The 16,942-nt window shown below is 64.8% G+C and carries 17 protein-coding genes; 9 read left to right on the top strand and 8 right to left on the bottom strand.

Features of this window, described 5'->3' with window-relative positions:
• Positions 1-34: 34 nt before the first annotated feature.
• The gene (locus tag ASC68_RS23085; protein ID WP_055884746.1) at positions 35-1,681 is read right to left on the bottom strand and encodes an alpha-glucosidase family protein; all 1,647 of its coding nucleotides are present in this window, start codon (positions 1,679-1,681) and stop codon (positions 35-37) included.
• 154 nt (positions 1,682-1,835) lie between these two features.
• Here ASC68_RS23085 and ASC68_RS23080 point away from each other — a divergent pair, with 154 nt between their 5' ends.
• Positions 1,836-2,237 (top strand): DUF1761 domain-containing protein, encoded by a 402-nt coding sequence (locus ASC68_RS23080; RefSeq protein WP_055884743.1) that lies wholly within the window; start codon positions 1,836-1,838, stop codon positions 2,235-2,237.
• A 145-nt stretch (positions 2,238-2,382) separates the two neighbouring features.
• Here the strand turns inward: ASC68_RS23080 and ASC68_RS23075 are convergent, their stop codons facing one another.
• The 3 genes from ASC68_RS23075 to ASC68_RS23065 form a co-directional block, all read right to left on the bottom strand.
• Complete coding sequence (locus ASC68_RS23075) at positions 2,383-2,790, bottom strand: cyclic nucleotide-binding domain-containing protein (protein WP_055884740.1); 408 nt, start codon at positions 2,788-2,790, stop codon at positions 2,383-2,385.
• A 266-nt stretch (positions 2,791-3,056) separates the two neighbouring features.
• Positions 3,057-3,839, bottom strand: a complete 783-nt coding sequence (locus tag ASC68_RS23070) for an SDR family NAD(P)-dependent oxidoreductase (protein WP_055884738.1) — start codon at positions 3,837-3,839, stop codon at positions 3,057-3,059.
• 2 nt (positions 3,840-3,841) lie between these two features.
• Entirely contained in the window at positions 3,842-4,771 is a 930-nt protein-coding gene (locus ASC68_RS23065) for a 2-hydroxyacid dehydrogenase (RefSeq protein WP_055884735.1), read from the bottom strand.
• Positions 4,772-4,951: 180 nt separating this feature from the next.
• On the opposite strand from ASC68_RS23065, the gene ASC68_RS23060 reads away from it, so the two are divergent.
• Genes ASC68_RS23060 through ASC68_RS23045 form a run of 4 tightly spaced genes read left to right on the top strand, consistent with a single transcriptional unit; the run spans position 4,952 to position 8,497 of the window.
• Positions 4,952-6,370, top strand: a complete 1,419-nt coding sequence (locus tag ASC68_RS23060; RefSeq protein WP_055884732.1) for a circularly permuted type 2 ATP-grasp protein — start codon at positions 4,952-4,954, stop codon at positions 6,368-6,370.
• Between the two features lie 2 nt (positions 6,371-6,372).
• Complete coding sequence (locus ASC68_RS23055; protein WP_055884729.1) at positions 6,373-7,317, top strand: alpha-E domain-containing protein; 945 nt, start codon at positions 6,373-6,375, stop codon at positions 7,315-7,317.
• The gene (locus tag ASC68_RS23050; protein WP_055884726.1) at positions 7,317-8,120 is read left to right on the top strand and encodes a transglutaminase family protein; all 804 of its coding nucleotides are present in this window, start codon (positions 7,317-7,319) and stop codon (positions 8,118-8,120) included. Before ASC68_RS23055 ends, ASC68_RS23050 begins: the two co-directional genes overlap by 1 nt.
• Before the next feature lie 14 nt (positions 8,121-8,134).
• Positions 8,135-8,497 (top strand): hypothetical protein, encoded by a 363-nt coding sequence (locus ASC68_RS23045; RefSeq protein WP_055884724.1) that lies wholly within the window; start codon positions 8,135-8,137, stop codon positions 8,495-8,497.
• Here the strand turns inward: ASC68_RS23045 and ASC68_RS23040 are convergent, their stop codons facing one another.
• The gene (locus tag ASC68_RS23040; RefSeq protein WP_055884721.1) at positions 8,498-9,433 is read right to left on the bottom strand and encodes an AEC family transporter; all 936 of its coding nucleotides are present in this window, start codon (positions 9,431-9,433) and stop codon (positions 8,498-8,500) included.
• Between the two features lie 508 nt (positions 9,434-9,941).
• Between ASC68_RS23040 and ASC68_RS23035 the strand changes: the two genes are divergently transcribed.
• From ASC68_RS23035 to glpK, 3 genes are read left to right on the top strand one after another with little or no spacing between them, the layout of a single operon-like run.
• Positions 9,942-10,724, top strand: coding sequence for a DeoR/GlpR family DNA-binding transcription regulator (locus ASC68_RS23035; RefSeq protein WP_282569970.1), 783 nt, complete (start codon positions 9,942-9,944; stop codon positions 10,722-10,724).
• Positions 10,721-12,241: a glycerol-3-phosphate dehydrogenase gene (gene glpD, locus ASC68_RS23030; protein WP_055884718.1), complete on the top strand. Its 1,521-nt coding sequence runs from the start codon at positions 10,721-10,723 to the stop codon at positions 12,239-12,241. Before ASC68_RS23035 ends, glpD begins: the two co-directional genes overlap by 4 nt.
• On the top strand, positions 12,238-13,728 hold the full coding sequence (gene glpK / locus ASC68_RS23025; RefSeq protein ID WP_055884715.1) for a glycerol kinase GlpK: 1,491 nt from the start codon (positions 12,238-12,240) through the stop codon (positions 13,726-13,728). The genes glpD and glpK overlap by 4 nt, the downstream gene beginning before the upstream one ends.
• A gap of 167 nt (positions 13,729-13,895) precedes the next feature.
• On the opposite strand, the gene ASC68_RS23020 is transcribed toward glpK, so the two are convergent.
• Positions 13,896-14,417 (bottom strand): CAP domain-containing protein, encoded by a 522-nt coding sequence (locus ASC68_RS23020; RefSeq protein WP_055884713.1) that lies wholly within the window; start codon positions 14,415-14,417, stop codon positions 13,896-13,898.
• Positions 14,418-14,620: 203 nt separating this feature from the next.
• Here ASC68_RS23020 and ASC68_RS28780 point away from each other — a divergent pair, with 203 nt between their 5' ends.
• Entirely contained in the window at positions 14,621-14,779 is a 159-nt protein-coding gene (locus ASC68_RS28780) for a hypothetical protein (RefSeq protein WP_156384551.1), read from the top strand.
• On the opposite strand, the gene ASC68_RS23015 is transcribed toward ASC68_RS28780, so the two are convergent.
• Complete coding sequence (locus ASC68_RS23015; RefSeq protein WP_055884710.1) at positions 14,741-15,778, bottom strand: hypothetical protein; 1,038 nt, start codon at positions 15,776-15,778, stop codon at positions 14,741-14,743. The genes ASC68_RS28780 and ASC68_RS23015 overlap by 39 nt on opposite strands.
• A gap of 344 nt (positions 15,779-16,122) precedes the next feature.
• A complete protein-coding gene (locus ASC68_RS23010) occupies positions 16,123-16,932 on the bottom strand; it encodes an SDR family oxidoreductase (RefSeq protein WP_055884709.1) in 810 nt (269 codons plus the stop codon).
• Positions 16,933-16,942 lie beyond the last annotated feature (10 nt).

Raw genomic sequence — 16,942 nt, 5'->3', positions numbered from 1 at the left:
TGGTCGCAGTGGGTCAGCCCGCACCGCAGGCTGCTTACTTCGACCTCCTTCTGCCGCCGAACGCCACCTTCATTTCCCCGGTCGCAAAGAAGGCGAAGCCGTTGGCTTCGAGCTTCAGCTTGCTCTTGCGGCGCTCGGCGCCGTGCGAGAGCTCCAGCGGCTCTAGCCCTTCGCCCCCGTCGAGCGTCACGGTGAGCGGGTCGGCGGAGAGGTTGAAGAGGCACGTGATGGCGCCGTCCTTGCCGGTGCGGCGGAAGGCGAGCAACGGCTCGGCGACTTTCAGGAATTCGATATCGCCTGACGCAAAGACCGGGTGGGCGCGGCGGAAAGCCAGCGCCTTGCGGTAGAAGCTGAGAGTCGAGTCCGGGTCGGCGTTCTGGACGGCGACATTCAGAGCCGAGTGGTTCGGCTTCACCGGCAACCACGGCTTCACACTGGAGAAGCCGTTGGGGGCGTCGCCCTCTTCCCACGGCATCGGGGTACGGGCGCCGTCGCGGCCCTTGTATTCGGGCCAGAAGCGGATGCCCGGCGGGTCGGTCAATTCCTCGAACAGGATATCGGCTTCGGGTAGACCGAGCTCTTCGCCCTGATAGAGACAGACCGAACCCTTGAAGCTCAGCAGCATCGCCGCCGCCTGGCGGGCGAGATCGGCCGGGTTCCGTGAATACGGCGCCCAGCGGGTCATGTGGCGGTTAACGTCGTGGTTGGAAAAGCTCCAGCACGGCCAGCCATTCGGCGCGCCGGCGAAGAACTTCGCCATCTTGGTGCGGAAGTGTTCGGCGGTGAACTCGGGGCCGAGCATGTCGAAGGTATAGGCCATGTGCAGCTTGTCGCCGCCGGAGGTATATTCCTCCATCAGTTGCAGGCCGCGATGGCTGTCGCCGACTTCGCCGACCGTGGTGGTGCCCGGATACTGGTCGAGGAGTTTGCGCACCCGCTTCAGGAAGCCGACGTTTTCGGGCTGGCTCTTGCCGAACTTGTGGTCCTGCATGTCGTATGGGTTGACGGCATAAGGCAGGTGCTTGGGCCGCCGCGCCGGCGGGTTGTTCCTGAGCTGCTTGTCCTGAAAATAGTAGTTCACCGTGTCGAGCCTGAAACCGTCGACGCCGCGCTCGAGCCAGAAGCGCATGACGTCGAGCACTGCATCCTGCACGTCGGGGTTATGGAAGTTGAGGTCGGGCTGCTCGATCAGGAAATTGTGGAAGTAGTACTGCCCGCGGCTGGGATTCCACTCCCAGGCGCGGCCGCCGAACACCGATGGCCAGTTATTGGGCGGCGAGCCGTCGCGCTTGGGGTCGGCCCAGACATACCAATCGGCCTTGGCATTGGTGCGGTTGAGCCGGCTCTCGCGAAACCACGGATGCATGTCCGAGGAATGGCTCAGCACCTGGTCGATGATCACCTTGAGACCCAGCGCGTGGGCGCGTTTGATCAGGTCGTCGAAGTCTTCGAGGCTGCCGAACAGGCGGTCGACTTCCTTGTAGTCGGAAACGTCGTAGCCCATGTCGCGCTGCGGTGACTGGTTGATCGGCGAGAGCCAGATGCAATCGACGCCGAGGCTGGCGATGTGATCGAGCCGGCGCATGATGCCGGGCAGGTCACCGATGCCGTCGCCGTTGCTGTCCTGAAACGAGCGTGGGTAGACCTGATAGATCACCGCGCCGCGCCACCAATCCGTCATCGAAGTCTCCGCCGTTTCGTATTTGCAGTGTCGCGAGGGGCCACCGGAAAGGCAATCGCTTTGACGGCATGGGGGTTCCGCGTCGATTGCGGCGCAGTTTGCTTCGGCGGTAGAATTTATCCGGGCGCGAGGGGCGCCCTGGGGAGTTCAAACAATGCTGCCGATCAACTGGTTGGCCGTGCTTGTCGCCGCGATCATCCGCATGGCCGTGGGCTTTGCCTGGTATTCGCCGCCGCTGCTGCTGAAGCCGTGGCAGGCGCTCACCGGGGTGACGCCGGAGACGATGAAGGCGGGGCTCGGCAAGGCGATGGTGGTCGATGTCATCGCCTCGCTGATCATGTCGTTCGCGCTCGCCAACATCATCGTCGGCGCCAACATCGCCGACTGGCTCAATGGCGCGCTGGCCGGCTTCTGGGTCTGGCTCGGCTTCATGGCGACGCTGCTGGTGTCGCTCTGGGGTTACGAGAACCGCTCGCTGAAGCTGATCGCCATCAACCTCGGCAACAACCTGATTGCGCTGGTGCTGATGGGGGCGCTGCTGGCGGTTTGGCGGTAGTGGCGGCCTGGCGCTTCCTGTGAGAGTTGGAAGCGGCTGGCGGGTAGCGACGGGCTACTCGGACCAGGCGCATTTCAGCAATGATTTCCGCCGCATCGTCGGGCGGGCGCCGTCGGACTATGCACGGGCGGTACGGGGCTGACCGTCACTCGTCGCCGCGGACGGCAACCGCCTGCTCCACCTTGGCGAGGACGGCAGGAAACCGCTCGATGTAGGAATCGAGATGCAGCCGCTGGATCATCAGGCACTTGGTCTCGCTGAGCGCCCTGACGCTGGCGATCCGCGTCGTGTGCTTCATGTTGGCGATCTCACCGAAAAAGTCGCCGACTCCCAGCTCGTTGACGCGCTTTTCCTCCGGTTTGCCGAGCGCCTTGATGACTTCGACGCTGCCAGAAACAATAAGGAAGAATGCGGCGCCGACGCGTCCCTCCCGGAGAATGACCCGCCCCGGCTCGTAGGTTTCGAGGCGCGTCGACGGGATCAGCTCCTCGAGGTCCGCTGCGTTCAGCTCGTGAAACAGCGGTGTCTGCTGCAGCAGCTCGACTATTTCCATTGGCGCCAACTCCGACGGAAATCTCGCGACAAGCAAATACCCGTCTGTGCGCGGGGTCAACGTGGTTGGTAGGTCGGGCACTTCGGCCGGTCGTTGCATCTGCCACAAACGCGATGTCATGCCAGCGAAAGCTGGGCCCCCTCGGCGAGGGCTCCGCCCTCGTCCGGCATCGGCTGGCTCAGGTGGCGAGTTGGGTCCCTGCTTTCGCAGGGATGACATCCAGTGTTGGGTGAGTGCGGGGCCGGGCCGGCCCCGCCACCCGTGTCTCAGCTCTCGTAAGCCGCCGCTGGGAACTGCGTGGCGTACTTGCCGCCCGAGCAGTCGATCGAAGCGCCGGTGATGTAGTGGGCCTGGTCGGATGCAAGGAAGCAGATGAGGTTGGCGACGTCCTCGGGGTTACCCCACTGGCGCAGCGTCAGGGTGTCGAGCAGCCGCTGCTGGCGGGCGTCGGGCAGCTTGGCGAAGCTGTTCATCTCGGTCGGGATCATCCCCGGCGAGTAGGAATTCACCGTGACATTGAACGGGCCGAGCTCGCCCGCCAGTACTCGGGTGAACTGCACCACCGCCGACTTGCTCGCCGCATAGGCGGCGCTGCCGATCGAGGGGATGATGGCGGCGAATGACGCCGCATTGAGGATACGCCCGGAGGCCTGGCGCTGCATGATCGGCGCCACCGCCTGGCACACCAGGAACGTGCCCTTGGTGTTGGTATCGAAATTGGCGTCCCATACCGCCTCGGCCAGCTTGTCGACGCGCGCCCCGCTGGCGACGCCGGCATTGTTGACGAGGATATCGACCCGGCCGAACGCCTCGTCCACGGCGCTCACCGCGGCGTTGACCTGGACCGCCTCGCGCACGTCGCAGAGGATACGGAGGCCGGGCCAACCGGCCTCGGTCCACTCCATCGCGGCATCGTCGAGCAGATCCTGGCGGAAGTCGATGATCGCGACGGTGACGCCTTCGGTGGCGAGGGTCCGTGCGATGACGCGGCCGATGCCTCGGCCGGCGCCGGTGACGATGGCAACTTTGCCCTTGAGATCAATCAGCATGATCAGACCACCGCGCTGAGCAGGGGTTCGCCGGCGAAGTGCGCGACGATATTGGCAACGACGAGATCGCCCATTTTGTTGCGTGTCTGGTGCGTAGCGCTGCCCTGGTGCGGCGACAGCACGACATTGTCGAGGGCGAAAAAGCCCTCGGGCACCTGCGGCTCCTTCTCGAACACGTCGAGCGCCGCGCCGCCGAGCTTTTTCGATTGCAGCAGTTCCAGCATCGCCGCTTCGTCGATCAGCGTGCCGCGGGCGACGTTGACGATGAAGCCCTCGGGGCCGAGCGCCTCGAGCACTTGGCGCGAGACGATCTTCTCGGTGCCCTTGCCGCCCGGGGCGATGATCACCAGCCAATCGCTGTCACGGGCCATGTCGATGAGCTTGTCGTAGAAGATGTAGGGTTCGTCGTGCTGGCGGCTGCGGCCGTGATAGACGACGCGCATCTTCATGGCCTGGCAGCGGGTGGCGATCTCCTTGCCGATGCGGCCGAGCCCGAGGATGCCGACGGTCTTGCCGTTGAGCTCGGTGAGCAGCGGGAAGCCCGAGTTCGGCCACTTGCCCTGGCGGACAAACTGGTCGCCCTGCGGGATACGGCGGGCGAGCCCGATCATCAGGCCAAGGGTGAGCTCCGCGACCGCATCGTTGAGCACGTTCGGGGTATTGGTGACGCGGATGTTCCGCTGTTTGGCTGCCTTGGTGTCGATCGAGTCGTAGCCGACGCCGAAATTGGCGATGATCTCGAGCTTGGGGAGCTTGTCCATCAGCGCGCCATCGACATTGCCGCCGGCGATAGCCCGGATCTTGCCGGCCACCGACTTGATCAGCGCCTCCTTATCTGCCGCCTCGTGCAGTTTGTGCACGGTGTAGCGTTCGGCGAGCGCCTTCTCGCAGCGATCGAGCAGCTTGTGAGTCTGGAGAATCTCTTCCGGCATTGGTCCCATCCCTTATCGGCGCAAGGTTGTATGGCAGTTTTGCGCGAGGGTGAAGGCGACGTTGGTGGGGGTCAGCTCGCACCGGGTGCGAGACATTCACGCCGAACCCGGCTTGTGGCCTTTCAGCAAAAGTGTACCAATGAGTCCCGAGTGGGATAGGCCGCAAGCCCTTGGGAGTTGATGTCCGCAACGCCGTTTGACGAAATGACCAATGCGGATGCCTCTGTCCGCGCGCCCTACCACATCCTGGAAGAGTGGCTGAAAGAGCAGCCTCCGCAAGCCCTGGGTCTGATGTCGGCTGACGCCGAAGCCCTGTTCCGACGCCTCGGCATTACCTTCGCCGTCTACGGCAGCAACGAAGGCACCGAAAAGCTCATCCCGTTCGACATCATCCCGCGCATCATCTCGGCGATGGAATGGCGGCGACTGTCGAAGGGCATCGAGCAGCGGGTGCGGGCGCTCAACGCCTTCCTCTACGACATCTACCACCGCCAGGAGATCCTGAAGGCCGGGCGGGTGCCGGAAAAGCTGATCCTCAACAACTCGGCGTTCTGCCCGGAAATGATGGGGCTAGATCCGGCGCGCGGAGTCTATTCACACATTATCGGCGTCGACATCGTCAGGACCGGCCCGGACGATTTCTACGTGCTGGAGGACAATCTCCGCACCCCCTCGGGCGTCAGCTACATGCTGGAGAACCGTGAGGCGATGCTGCAGCTCGCCCCGGAACTGTTCCAGCGCTACAAGGTGGCGCCGGTCGAGACCTACCCCGAAACGCTGCGCCGGACGATGGAGAGCGTGGCGCCGGGGGGCGTGCATGGCTCGCCCAACCTCGTGGTGCTGACGCCGGGCATCCATAACTCGGCCTATTTCGAGCACTCGTTCCTCGCCGACCAGATGGGCGCCGAGCTCTGCGAGGGCCAGGACCTGTTCGTCGATGGCGGCAAGGTCTACATGCGGACCACCAAGGGCCCCGAGCGGGTCGACGTGATCTACCGCCGCATCGACGACGATTTCCTCGACCCGCTGACCTTCCGGCCGGACTCGATGCTGGGCGTGCCGGGGCTGTTCGATGCCTATCGGGCGGGCAACGTGACGCTGGTAAACGCGCCGGGCACCGGCATTGCCGACGACAAGGCGGTCTATGTCTACGTGCCGGAGATCATCGAGTTCTATCTCGGTGAGAAGGCACTGCTCAAAAACGTCCCCACCTATAACTGCACCAATGACGATGAGCGGGCTTATGTGCTCGAGCATCTCGAGGAACTGGTGGTGAAGGAAGTGCACGGCTCGGGCGGCTACGGCATGCTGGTCGGGCCGGCCTCGACCAAAGCGATGCGCGAGGAATTCAGGAAGAAGATCCTCGCCCGGCCCGACAATTACATCGTGCAGCCGACGCTGGCGCTCTCGACCTGCCCGACCTTCGTCGACAAGGGGATCGCGCCACGGCATGTGGATTTGCGGCCCTATGTGCTGTGCGGCGACGATATCCGGATCACCCCCGGTGGACTGACGCGCGTGGCGCTGAAGAAGGGCTCGCTGGTGGTGAACTCGTCGCAGGGCGGCGGGACCAAGGACACCTGGGTGCTGGAGGACTGACCATGCTCGGACGCACCGCACAGAATCTCTTCTGGCTCAGCCGCTATATCGAGCGGGCCGAAAACATGGCCCGGATGTTCGAGGTGGGCTACCGCATGAGCCTCACCTCGCGGCGCGAGGGGGGCGCTTCGGAGCACCTGGTGTCGATGCTGCAGGCCGCCGAGGCCGACGAGGGCTTCAACCTCAAGCACAAGCAGGCGGACGTCGCGAGCGTCGCGCACTACATGCTGTTCGACGAGGAGAACTATTCCTCGGTGAAATCGTGCCTGCTCGCGGCGCGGACCAATGCGCGGTCGGTGCGCACGGCGCTGACCACCGAGATGTGGGAATCGATCAACGCGGCGTGGCTCGAGTTCTCCGCCATCCGGCCGCGCGACATCTCGGGGGCCAAGCTCCAGGAGCTGCTGTTCTGGGTCAAGCAGGTGAGCCATCGCTATCGCGGCGCCCTGCTCTCGACCTTCCTCCGCGATGCCGGCTATGCCTTCAGCCAGATCGGCAATTTCGTCGAGCGGGCCGACAACACGGCGCGCATTCTCGACATGAAGTATTATGTGCTGCTGCCACGCGCCACCATGGTGGGCGGCGATGTCGATATCCAGCAATGGACGATGATCCTCAGGGCTGCCTCGGCGCATCGCAGCTATCGGCACGTCTACCACGACCGCTACAAAGCCTGGAACATCGCCGATTACCTGATCCTCAGACCGGAAATGCCGCGTTCGCTGATCTTCTGCGTGCAGTGGATCAACCGCACCATCGATATGCTCGAGGAAATCTATGGCGAACGCACGGCCGGGCATGATGCCGCCGATGCGGTGACGGCGCTGGTGATGGACGCCAGTGTCGACAAGATCTTCGAGCATGGCCTGCACGAGTTCCTGACCGAGTTCATCGACCGCAACAACCGCATGACGGACGCCCTCGCCGAAAGCTACAATTTCTACTGATGAAGATCGCTATCCGACATTCGATGAGCCTTGGACTTGGCGCCGGCGTGGCCCGCGGGGTGCAGCACGTGCTGCTGACGCCGGTGAGCGGGCCGACACAGACAGTGCGCGAGTGGACGATCGACATGCCCGGCTTCGAGAGGGCGGCGAGCTTTGTCGATGCCTTCGGCAACCGGGCGCAGCTGGTCAGCCAGATCAAGCCCGACCCGGAACTGGTGATCACCGTCGCCGGGATCGTCGAGACCATCGACCGCAATGGGGTGATCGGCCGGGTACAGGGCGACATTCCGCCGGCGCTCTATCGCCGCCCGACCCCGGCCACCAAGGCGGCGGGGGCGATTACCTCAAAATTCCGCGCAGCGCCGAAGACCGGGCAAGACCGCATCGCCTTGCTGCACGCGCTGATGGCACGGGTCGCCGAAGTGGTGGGCGGGAGTGAGCAGACGCAGATGCAGGACGGGCAGAGCCAGAGCCAATCGCTGGCAGCTGCCGTCCATCCGCCGGCCAGCGACTACGCGCATGCCTTTATCGGCGCGGCGCGAGCACTGGAAATCCCGGCGCGCTATGTCACCGGCTATCTCCACGGCTCCGACAGTGATCAGCCGGCACTGCACGCCTGGGCCGAGGCCTGGGATGATGGGCTGGGCTGGATCGGGTTCGACGCGATGCTGCTGCTCTGCCCGACCGACAAGCATGTCCGAGTCGCAGTCGGGCTCGACGCCACCTCGACCATGCCGGTCCGCGCGATCCCGGTCTCCGGCGAGCCGCAGGTGCTGGCGATGAGCGTCGAGGCGGCGAAGTAGAGGCCGGCCACGGCATGATCCTGGTCATTGCGGCTGCAACGTCTCTGATCACGATCTTCGCCGAACCCCTCGGTTGGGTTGCTATCGGCTTCGCCCTTGCTGCGGGTTGGTTCAGAGCACCGGTGCTTGCAGTTGCCGGTCTCGCAGTGATCACAGCAACAACGCGACTGCTCCTCTATTCGCCTGCCCCGGAAGATCTGGAGGCGTTGAGCCGATCACAACAATCTAACCACGCCACGGTAGAGACTTTGATTGGCATTCAGCCCTGGATGAATGCAGGCGCCATGATACTGGTCGTCGTCCTCATGTTCCGGGTCGGACGGTGGCTGCGAGGTTTGGTGCAGCGTCTACTTGCTGCCGCCGAAGAACTCCGCTGACTACAACCCCAGCACATACAGCCAGCCGCTCACCGTCAGGATGCTCAGCACCGTCGAGATCAGGATGGTGTTGGCGGCGATGTGGACGGAGCGGTTGTAGTAGGTGGCGAAGACATAGACGTTGATGCCGGCCGGCATGGCGGCGAGCAGCACGCCGTAGCGGGCGAGATCGTGGTCGATGTGCAGGATCGGCACCATGATCACCCAGGCGATGGCCGGCTGCAGCAAAAGCTTCAGCAGCGACATGGTGAGCGACTGCCCCCAGCTGTCGCTGAGCTTATAGTCGTTCAGCGCCCCGCCAAGACCGAACAATGCAGCAGGCGTGACGGCGGCGGCCATCATGGTGATGAAGGCCTCGGCCGGCTCGACCAGCGTCACGTTCATCAGGTTGGCGGCAGCGCCGAGCGCGATGCCCCAGAGCAGCGGGTTGGCGACGACCCGCATCAGCGCCACACCGAGGGTCTTGTGGAGCGGGGCGCCATCGCGGCGCAGCAGCTCCATGGTGATCATGCCGGCGGTGATCAGCACCGGGGCATGGAAGGCGATGATCGAGAAGGCGGTGGCCAGCGCTTGATCGCCATAGGCGCGCTGCACCACGGGAATGCCGACCAGCACGGTGTTGGTGAAGGTGGCCGAAAAGCCCGAGGCGACGGCTTCGCCCGGCTTGTTGCGGAACAGCTTGGCCGAGATGACGATGCCAACGATGAACACCACGATCGCCCCGACATAGAACGGCACGATGACGCCCCAGTTGAACGTCGTCGCGAAGTCGGTGTTGAGCATGGCGTTGAACAGCAGGCACGGCGTCGCGAAGTTGTTCACGAACACCACCAGCCCACGCACCCCCTCGGACGGAAACAGCCTGAGCCGCACCGCGCCATAGCCCAGCGCGAGCATGGCGAAAACCGGCAGGATGACGTTGAGAATGGCGAGCATGGTCGGCCGGTCGGGAGAGGTGTTTCCTGATGCACGGGATGGGCGCGGGGGTCAATGACCTGACTGATAGAGACGGCCCCCTCCCGGCCTCTCCCTTGCGGGCAGGGCTATCGCATATGGAGCACTGACAGTAGTTGGATGGCCTTCTCCCCTTGTGGGAGAAGGTGGCCGAAGGCCGGATGAGGGTTCTCTCCGCGTACTCATCGTCCGTCGCTTCGCTCGTTGCGCGGACCCCTCATCCGCCCTTCGGGCACCTTCTCCCACAAGGGGAGAAGGCTAGAGGTGCCCATCGCCGCCATATGCGATAGCCCTGCCCCACAAGGGGGAGGTGAAGAGTCGAGGCTCGGTCTTCGATTGTGCCAAACGCACCAGCGCGGCACCTCCCCCATCATGGGGGAGGATGGGAGGGGGCCGTCTGCTTCGGCTCAATAACGAAACTCATCCGAACATTTCGCTATCGAAACGAACCTTATCCGCGTATAGGTGAACCAACCTCCCGGAGGATGGATTGGACGCGCTGACGCAGCGGCAGGATGACATCATGGCGCTGGCCCGGCAGCACGGGCGGGTGGATGTCGACGCCCTGGCGCTGCAATTCGCAGTGACGCCGCAGACCATCCGCAAGGACCTGAACGAACTCTGTGACCGCAAGCTCCTCAACCGCCTGCATGGCGGCGCCGCTTACCCGTCGGGGGTTTCGAACTATGCTTATGAGGCGCGGCGGATGCTGGCGGCGGAGAGCAAGCGCCGGATCGGGCTTGCCGCCGCGGCGATGATCCCTGACGACTCCTCGCTGATCCTCAATATCGGCACCACCACCGAGCAGGTGGCGATGGCACTGCGCCGTCACACGGGCTTGATGGTGGTGACCAATAACATCAACGCCGCCAACATCCTGCGCGAGGTGCCGAGCGCCGAAGTGGTGATTGCCGGCGGCGTCGTGCGGCATGCCGATGGCGGCGTAGTGGGCGAGGCGGCAGTGGATTTCATCCGGCAGTTCCGGGTCGATTACGCAGTGATCGGCGCCTCGGCGATCGATGCCGACGGCACGCTGCTGGATTTCGATTTTCGCGAAGTGAAGGTGGCGCAGGCGATCATCGAGACGGCGCGCAAGACTATCCTCGTCGCCGACGCGATGAAGTTCGAACGCACCGCGCCGGTGCGCATCGGCCACCTCGAGCAGATCGACGTCTTCGTCACCGATGTCGCCCCCTCCCCCGCCATCGCCGCGATCTGCGCGGCATCAGGCGTCGAGCTCCATATTGCCAGCGAAGGACTACCCCCCAGATGAGTGACGCAGCAGACGCGTTCGATGTGTTCGTCATCGGCGGCGGGGTGAACGGCACCGGCATCGCCCGCGATGCAGTGGGGCGCGGCTATTCGGTCATGCTGGCCGAGATGCATGACCTCGCCTCCGGCACTTCGTCGGCGGCGACCAAGCTGGTGCATGGGGGCCTGCGCTATCTCGAGCACTACGAGTTCCGGCTGGTCCACGAGTCGCTGGCGGAGCGTGAAGTGCTGTGGGCCTCGGCGCCGCACATCATCTGGCCGCTGCGGTTCGTCCTGCCCTACGAGAAGAACCTCAGGCCGGCCTGGCTGCTGCGGCTCGGGCTGTTCGTCTACGATCACCTCGGCGGGCGGAAGCTCTTGCCGGGGACCAAGACGCTCGACCTCAGCAAGGACCCGGCCGGGCGACCGCTGAAGCCGGGGCACAAGGTGGCATTCGAGTATTCGGACGGCTGGGTCGACGATGCGCGCCTGGTGGCGCTTAACGCCCGTGACGCCGCCGACAAGGGCGCCCGGGTGGTCACGCAGACCAAGGTCGTCTCGGCACGCCGCGAGAACAACCTGTGGCGGATCGAGCTGGTCGGCCCGGCAGGTAACGAGACGGTTTCGGCGCGGCTGCTGGTGAATGCCGGCGGGCCGTGGGTCGACCAGGTGATCCGCGAGACGGTCGGTCGCAACGAGGCGCACCATGTGCGACTGGTCAAAGGCAGCCACATCGTGGTCCGAAAACTCTTCGACCACGACCGCTGCTATTTCTTCCAGAACGCCGACGGCCGCATCTTCTTTGCCATCCCCTACGAGGGCGATTACACGCTGATCGGCACCACCGACCAGGATTTCGAGGGCGACCCCACCGGGGTCAAGATCAGCGATGCGGAGACCGACTATCTCTGCGCCGCGGCGAGCGAGTATTTTGTCAAGCCGGTGACGCGCGACGAAATCGTCTGGACTTATGCGGGCGTGCGGCCGCTGTTCGACGATGGCGCCAGCGCCGCGCAGGAAGCGACGCGCGATTATGTGCTGAAGACCGAAGGCGAGGCCGGCAACGGGCCGCTGATCAACGTCTTCGGCGGAAAGCTGACCACGCATCGGCGGCTCAGCGAGCAGGTGGTCGACAAGATCGACGGGTTGCTCGGCAAGAAGGGGCAACGCTGGACCAAGGGCGCACACCTGCCGGGCGGCAACTTTCCGCCCACCGCCTTCGAGGCCGAGGTGCGGAAGCTCGCGGCGAAAAAGGCGAACCTCGATCCGGCCTTCGTCCGCCGGCTGGTGCGGGCCTATGGCACGCTGGCTGCCGATGTGCTGGGCGAGGCACAGAGCCCGGCCGAGCTGGGGCAGCATTTCGGCACAACGCTTTATGCGCGCGAGGTCGATTACCTGATGGATCGGGAATGGGCGCGGACTGCCGACGACGTGTTATGGCGTCGCTCGAAGCAGGGCCTGAAGTTCAAAGCAAACGAGAAGGCGGAACTGGCCAGGTACATGGCCGAACGCCTCGCCGAGATGGGGAAGAGACAATGAGCGGCAACATTCTCGCGATCGACCAGGGCACCACGTCCAGCCGGGCGATCGTGTTCGACGAACACCAGAAAATCGCCGGTCTAGGCAAGATGGAGTTCACCCAGCATTTCCCAAGGGATGGCTGGGTCGAGCACGTGCCCGAGGAGATCTGGGCGACGGCGCTGTGGAGCGCCAAGACGGCGATCAAGAAGGCCGGGATCAAGGCCAGCGAGATCGCGGCGATCGGCATTACCAACCAGCGCGAGACGACGATCGTCTGGGATCGGCAGACCGGCAAGGCGATCTACAACGCCATCGTCTGGCAGGACCGGCGCACCACCAAGCTGTGCGAAAAGCTGAAAAAGGCCGGGCACGAGAAGCTGGTGAGCAAGAAGACCGGGCTGCTGCTCGACCCCTATTTCACCGCCACCAAGCTCGCCTGGATTCTCGACAACGTGCCGGGTGCGCGCAAGCGCGCCGAGAAGGGCGAACTCGCCTTCGGCACCGTCGACAGCTACCTGATCTGGCGGCTGACCGGCGGCAAGAGCCACGCCACCGACATCACCAATGCCTGCCGCACCCTGCTGCTCAACATCAAGACCGGCGAGTGGGATGACGAGCTGCTGAAACTGTTCCGTATCCCGCGCGCCATCCTGCCCGAGGTGAAGGACAATGCCGATGATTTCGGCATGACCGACCCCGAGATATTCGGCGTGGCGCTGCCGATCTACGGCGCGGCCGGCGACCAGCAGGCGGCGACCATCGGGCAGGCCTGCTTCAGCCCGGGCATGCTGAAATCCACCTACGGTACGGGCTGCTTTGCGCTGCTCAACACCGGCACCGACATGGTGCGCTCGAAGAATCGGCTCTTGACCACCGTCGCCTACCGGCTCAACGGCGAGACCACCTATGCGCTCGAAGGCGCCATCTTCATCGCCGGCGCCTCGGTGCAGTGGATGCGCGACATGCTGAAAATCATCGAAAAGAGCGGCGATGCCGGGGTGCTGGCGGCCAAGGCCGACCCGACACAGAACGTCTACCTGGTGCCGGCCTTCGTCGGGCTGGGCGCACCGTGGTGGGATTCGGCGGCGCGCGGTTCACTCACCGGGCTGACCCGCAATACCGGGCCGGCGGAGCTGGCGCGGGCGGCGCTCGAGTCGGTCAGCTATCAGACGCGCGACCTGATCGACGCCATGCGCAAGGACTGGAAGGGTGCACACGACACGGTGCTCCGGGTGGATGGCGGCATGGTCGCCTCGGATTTCACCATGCAGTTCCTCGCCGACATGCTGAACACACCCGTCGACCGGCCGACCATCCTCGAGACCACGGCGCTCGGCGCCGCGTGGCTCGCCGGCTGGAAGGCAGGGGTGTGGCCGGACCAGCAAGGTTTTGCCGAACGCTGGGCCCTCGACCGGCAATTCACGCCGCGGATGGACGAGGACGAGCGGACACGGAAACTGAAGGGCTGGCGCGATGCGGTGCGGCGGACGCTGAGTAGTTCGTAGCGCGCCGGCGGTGCCCGACAGGCCGGTGCGGGCTGCCCCCCACCCTTAATCCCTCCCCGCAAGGGGGAGGGAGACGATCAACTCGATGCCAGTGTTTGGGTCTCCCTCCCCCTTGCGGGGAGGGGACAGGGGTGGGGGTCCACAGCCACCGGCGGCTGCATATCGCCTCAGTGCCAGGCCTCGAACGGCCCACCCGCGATGAACGCCCAATACGTCCGGTACTTGCTCGTCCGGTTCGCCGGCACCGTCGCCACCGCCAGCCCGAATTCCTGGAACTTGGTGGAGAGCAGCGTGTCGCGATGCGCTGGGCTAGCCAGCCAGCCATTGATTGCCTGGTCGAGGGTCGACTGGCCGCCGGCGACGTTCTCGCCGACGGCGCCGTCATAGCCGGCAGTGGTGACGCGCTGGCGGAGGGTGACGCCGAGATCGTGCGACAGCGTATCCTTGGCGGCCATCAGGTTGGCCTGCGAGCGGGCGGCGTTCTCGAGCTGGATGTTGTAGCGCAGCGGCGGCTTGCCGGCGGCGGCGCGGGTGCCGTTGATCGCCGCCATGATGCCGCCCTGAGTCAGCTGGATCGGCGCGATGCTGCTGGTGCTGCCCGGCGGCTTGGCCGGCGGGACCACCGAAGTGCAGGCGGCGAGCAATGAAAGGGTGGCGAGAAGAAGAAGACCGCTGCGCAGAAGCGTCATAGGCGAGTGTTCCAGTGCGAGGCGGCGGCAGAAGCGCGCCAATCGTGGCGTTGAAATGGCGTTTGACTGCCCTCGATCACACGGTTGCGCGAGCCGGAGCGAACTACAAGGCATTTGACTCTAATTAAGCATGATTTTGCAAAGCGCTGGCTGACCCGAAGACATGCGCGCACCCTTTGCCTGCAGCTCAGGGGGCTCGCATCATGCTCGACCAGGAATTCGAACATTTCGACGTCCGCGCCATGACCCGGCACGAGCTGGCGCGACACACCGATTTCGCCCGCAACATGCTGTTTGCGGCGAGCGCCGCATCGCTGACGATCCTAGGCGCCGGCGCCTTCTTCCTCAGCCTCTTGCTGTAGTTCTGCCCCTGCCCCGGCCCAGATAGCTGCGGCCACCAACGCGACATAGGTCAGCGCGGCAATCGCAAAACCCCAGTCGCGGTAGACGCCAGCCACATAGGCGAGCGGCAGCAGCACAATCACATTGATGCCGATATAGAGCAGTGTCGCCTTGAGGTGCGAGCCGAAGCGGCGTTGCAGCGCCTGGTAGCCGTGACGCTTGTGGCCTTCCCAGAAACGCTCGCGGCGCAGCATGCGACGGGAAAGCGTGGTGAGGCTGTCGGCGAGGAACAGGCCGCCCAGGATCAGCCACTGCCACAGGCTGAGCCAGAAGCTGAGCATGGTGGTGAAGGCGAAGAAGGCCAGCATCAGCCCGAGATAGGTGCTGCCGGCATCGCCCATGAAGATCTTTGCCGGCGGCCAGTTGAGCAACAGGAAGCCGAGGCACGCGGCGGCAAGGCCGAGCATCCACCAGAGCCTGGGATCATCGATGATGCCGGGCTCGAACAGGTAGGCGAGCAGCGCCGCGCCGACGAGGAGGAAAATCGCCTCCGATGCCGCAAGGCCATCGATGCCGTCCATAAAGTTGAACAGGTTGATCCATAGCGCACCGCCCAGCGTGAGGATCACCAGCAGCACGGATTCCGGCACCGGCAGGCCGAGCTGGTCGATCGGCAGCACCGCGACGATGGCGCCCATCAGCAGCACCTGCGCGCCGAGCCGCCAGCGCGCCGCGATCGGGCGCTTGTCGTCGGCATAGCCGATGAAAGCGAGGAGGATGCCGGCCATGATCACCGGCACGCCCAGCCAGGGCAGCAGCAGCGCCATCAGCAGCCCGGCAATCGAGCCGCCGGCGACGATACCGACACCGCCGCCGCCCGGGGTGGGCACGACGTGCGAAGAGCGGCCATTGGGCTGCTGCATCAGCCCGAGCTTGGCGCCCCGGCGCATGATGAACCACGCGGTGAGAAATGAGACGAGCGCCGCGGTGGCAGCAATGGCAAGGCCGAGAGTAGGCATGGGCGCTCCGGGTTGAGCGACGAGCGTTAGCCGGACGCGGCGGTCCGCTCAAGCCCTTCCACATCCCAGACGTCATTCCCGCGAAGGCGGGAACCTACTGGGATGCCGCTGGTCTGGTGGAGGTTGAAGCATCCCACTGGATCCCCGCCTTCGCGGGGACGACGTCGGTGGGCGGGGCGGCCTTGGGCCAGCCGCGATCGCGCCATGTACTCGGTGTCATCCCAGCGAAAGCTGGGACCCAACTATCCACTGGCGCAGACAGCGGGATGGGTCCCAGCTTTCGCTGGGATGACAGCCGGTGGGTGGAGGAAGCTACCTGCTTCGCCCCCGCCCCAAGCCAGAAATCAGCCCGCGTAAAGCTGCAGGCCGCCGTCGACGCGCAGCAGCTGGCCGTGGATGAACTTGGCTTCCGGCGAGCAGAGGAACACCACCGCGTCGGCGATTTCCTCGGGTTCGGCGTAGCGGTCCATCGAGACCTTGTTGGAGTTCATCTTGTCCGGATCGACCGTGCGGGTCGCCTGGAAGCGCGCGGTCTTCGACGGTCCCGGGCTCACCACGTTGACGCGCACGCCGTGCTCGCGGACCTCGTCGGCGAGGCAGCGGGTATAGTGGGTCACCGCGGCCTTCAACGTGGCGTAGATGCCGCCGCCGCTCACCCCGATATGGGCGGCGACCGAGGCGATGTTGACGACAATGCCGTGCTGGCGTTCGACCATCTGCGGCACGAAGGCCTGGGTCACCAGCATGGTGCCGATCAGGTTGTTGTTGGTCAGCGTGATCAGGTCGTCATAGGTGATGCCGAGGATGTTGTTGGGCACCGGCTTGCCGCCCGCCGCACCGATATCGCCGCCGGCGCAGTTGACGAGGATTTCGACGGGGCCGAACTTCTCCTCGATCTCTTTTTTCATATTGTTGACCGCGTCGCGGTCGCCGATATTGCCGGTGACGCCCATCGAGCGGACACCGAGCCCCTCGATGGTCTTGATCATCGCGCCAAGGTTATCCGCCTCGCCGTATTTGGCGGCAGCGTCCCAGGTCAGGTCATGCACCACCACATCGGCGCCGCGCGCCGCCAGCTTCTTCGCCATGACGCTGCCGAGGCCGCGGCCCGAGCCGGTCACGAAAGCGATTTTGCCTGAAAGATCCTTTGCCATAACGGCCTCC

The organism is Devosia sp. Root105 (assembly GCF_001424865.1).
GTDB lineage: Bacteria > Pseudomonadota > Alphaproteobacteria > Rhizobiales > Devosiaceae > Devosia_A.
The sequence above is the reverse complement of the archived record's forward strand: the minus strand, read 5'-3'. Positions and strand labels throughout refer to the sequence as shown.